Raw genomic sequence first — 3,286 nt, forward strand, 5'->3', positions numbered from 1 at the left:
TGTAGACAGTGCTAATAACCCGCTAGTAAATGGCGCAGGCCATCAATAAAGTTTCACCAGAAAATACCCCAAGAAGTTTACAAAAAGACCAAGACAGAAAACTCATCTAAAATAAAGGGACTAATGAAACCCAAGTGCTATCGCTCATGATTTGAAGGTCGCGACGATAGCAAATGCCCCAGTCCCTTGATTAAAGCATATCACCTGTACCCATAAATGTCAGGTTTCGTTAGCAAAGGAATGCTATGGAACTGACACCACGATTGTTTCTATGTGCCCTGTGCTTCGAACACGTTGTTATCTGCACCTATTGCGACAGAGGAAATAGTTACTGTAGCTCCGTCTGTTCCCTTGCTGCACGAAAGAAGTCCTTGCGTGACGCGGGGATTCGCTACCAACGCAGCATGAAAGGTCGATTAAATCATGCATTACGACAACGTCGTTATATGCAACGAAAGCGGGGTGTTAAAAATAAAATGACGCATCAGGGTTCCCATGAAACGGCTTCGAATGATTTACTGCACGCGGTCAAAAACAAGCCAATCAAGATGGATAAACAACAGTTAAAGGATTCAATAATGTGTTGTTTATGCGCTACTCCGGTCTCTGCTTTGTTGCGTTCCCGGTTTTTACGTTATGGAATACCTAAAAAAGCATCTGCTTTGGTGTCTTGTTCGAGGCCTCCCTGATGATTATCTTAAAGAGGAGCATAACAATGAGCATTTCAGAGGAATTGCAAGCCAATATATTACGCTATTACCACGTGGAACAATGGCGTGTGGGAACCATTTCATCTCAGTTAGGCGTGCATCACAGTACGATAAAGCGTGTCTTATCCGAAGCAGGCATTCCTAAAAAGAAAATCCTGGTGCAACCTTCGATGATGGATCCCTATTTGCCCTTTGTGTTGGAGACGTTACAACGTTATCCGACACTGACCGCAAGTCGTCTGTTTGCTATGGTACAAGAGCGCGGTTATCCCGGTGGGATTGACCATTTTCGCCATCTTATCTCGTGCTATCGACCACGCCCGGCCGCAGAAGCCTACTTAAGATTAAGAACTTTGCCAGGTGAGCAAGCTCAAGTGGATTGGGGGCACTTTGGGCATATCACGATTGGGAAAGCAAAACGCCCCTTGGTGGCCTTTGTTATGGTCTTAAGTTACTCTCGGAACATTTATTTGCATTTTTACCTGAATCAACGCACAGAAAATTTTTTACGTGGCCATGAACAAGCCTTTCAGGCTTTTGGTGGCGTGCCCCGTGTCCTGTTATATGACAACCTCAAGAGTGCGGTATTGGAACGTCAGGGCGATGCAATTCGCTTTAACCCGACTCTGCTGACGTTCGCAGCCCACTACCGTTTTGAGCCAAGACCTTGTGCTGTGTATCGGGGCAATGAAAAAGGACGGGTAGAACGGGCCATCCGGTATGTGCGTGATAACTTCTTTGCAGCACGCAAGTATCGTGACTTGGATGATTTAAATGCCCAAGCGTCTCACTGGTGTACAACACAAGCGGCCAATAGACCTTGCCCCGAGGACAAGAGCCTAACTGTTTTGGAGGCGTTTCAAGAGGAGCAGCCGCGATTAATCGCCTGTCCTGATAATTCGTTCCCGGTGGATGAAACCGTATGTGTGCCTATTGGCAAAACCCCTTATGCCCGATTTGACCTGAATGATTATTCTGTTCCGCATGAGTACGTGCGAACCACATTAACGCTTCGGGCCACACTGGATACGGTGACTATTCTGGATGGTACAACCGTGCTCGCCAAACATCCTCGCAGTTATGATAAGGCGCAACAAATTGAATGTGCAGAGCACATAGAACAACTTATTGAGCGCAAGAAGCAAGCGCGCCTGCATCGTGGTCAAAGCCGATTAACTTATGCAGTGGATTGTGCGCGTTCTTTTTTGGATGCAGCGGCTCTGCATGGTTATCCACTGGGCTCAACGACCAATCAACTGCTGTCTTTATTGGATGATTATGGAGCAAGTGAGCTTGATGAGGCGATGGCTGATGCATTAGGTCGTGGCGTTCCTCATCCTAATGCAGTACGGCTTAGTTTACAGCGACGGCAAGAGGAACGACATCAACCACCACGTATCGTTTTGCAGGTATCGGACAACAAACACATCAATGAACTTATCGTAAAACCTCATAAATTAAGTGATTACGAGGTGTTGAATCAAACCAAGACCGAAGAGGAGTCTCATGATGCTTAATTTATTATTACAACGTGCAAAGGCACTTAAGCTTTATGGCCTCATCAATCACTGGGATGAGGTGCATGATGCACCATGGCTGGAGCAACTTATCAGTTGGGAGGAAGCATATCGCGCTCAAAAAAGCCTGGATAGTCGTCTGCGCAGTGCACGTATTGGACGCTTCAAGCCATTAGCTGACTTTGATTGGGGCTGGCCCAAACGTTGTGACCGAGACATTATTGAAGAGTGGATGCAGGTACGTTTTATGAAGGACGCGACCAATATCATTTTATGCGGGCCTAATGCCGTGGGTAAAACAACGATAGCTCGTAACATCGCCTATCAAGCCATCCTGAAAGGTCATACCGCATTGTTTACTACTGCCGCAGGAATGCTCAATGAACTGGCAGCTATAGACAGTGACAGTGCCTTGCGCCGCCGCATCAAACATTATGTACACCCTGCGCTGCTTGTCATCGACGAAGTCGGTTATCTGTCCTACTCCAATCGTCATGCGGATTTGTTGTTTGAAATCATATCCCGACGGTATGAAGAAAAATCAACGCTTATCACCACCAACAAGCAATTTAATGAATGGAGTGATATCTTTCCCAATGCGACTTGCGTCGTATCCATTATCGACAGGCTCGTTCACCACTCAGAAATCGTGAATATCGAAGCGGAATCCTTCCGGCTTAAAGAATGGAAGGACAATAGTGCAAAAAAATCAGCGGAACGAGCGAGGAAGAAGAAATCTATAGTAGAGGAGGCGCCTCATCATGCGTGACATCTTTTTAGATGCTTTATTACCAGAATCCATGTCGGATGAAGCAGCATATAAACTCGTGAGCTTCCTTGGTGATCTTACCCGTACCTTAGAATGTATTTACCATGCTCAGATACAACAGCACCATAAAAAAGTTGAATCTGAATTTTATGCTTCGATGGCTGATATCTTTAGAGAGGAGCCCCCATTTTAGCTTTAAGGTAAATGTCAGATCAAAGTGTGTACTTTGCGCGTACTTTGATCAATTTAAGCCTGCGCCATATTTCCGCGGTTTTATACCCCTGTCAACA

Annotated in this window: 4 protein-coding genes; all 4 read left to right on the plus strand. The window is 45.8% G+C overall.

Going from position 1 to position 3,286, the window contains the following annotated elements:
* Nucleotides 1–245: 245 nt before the first annotated feature.
* From ACWTEW_RS27840 to ACWTEW_RS27855, 4 genes are read left to right on the plus strand one after another with little or no spacing between them, the layout of a single operon-like run.
* The gene (locus ACWTEW_RS27840) at nucleotides 246–689 is read left to right on the plus strand and encodes a hypothetical protein (RefSeq protein ID WP_454783621.1); all 444 of its coding nucleotides are present in this window, start codon (nucleotides 246–248) and stop codon (nucleotides 687–689) included.
* A 26-nt stretch (nucleotides 690–715) separates the two neighbouring features.
* The gene (gene istA, locus ACWTEW_RS27845; RefSeq protein WP_454783622.1) at nucleotides 716–2,227 is read left to right on the plus strand and encodes an IS21 family transposase; all 1,512 of its coding nucleotides are present in this window, start codon (nucleotides 716–718) and stop codon (nucleotides 2,225–2,227) included.
* Nucleotides 2,217–2,996 (plus strand): ATP-binding protein, encoded by a 780-nt coding sequence (locus tag ACWTEW_RS27850; protein ID WP_454783623.1) that lies wholly within the window; start codon nucleotides 2,217–2,219, stop codon nucleotides 2,994–2,996. Before istA ends, ACWTEW_RS27850 begins: the two co-directional genes overlap by 11 nt.
* Entirely contained in the window at nucleotides 2,989–3,189 is a 201-nt protein-coding gene (locus ACWTEW_RS27855) for a hypothetical protein (RefSeq protein ID WP_454783624.1), read from the plus strand. The genes ACWTEW_RS27850 and ACWTEW_RS27855 overlap by 8 nt, the downstream gene beginning before the upstream one ends.
* The last annotated feature ends 97 nt before the right edge of the window (nucleotides 3,190–3,286 follow it).

Source organism: Legionella stuttgartensis, from assembly GCF_977063405.2.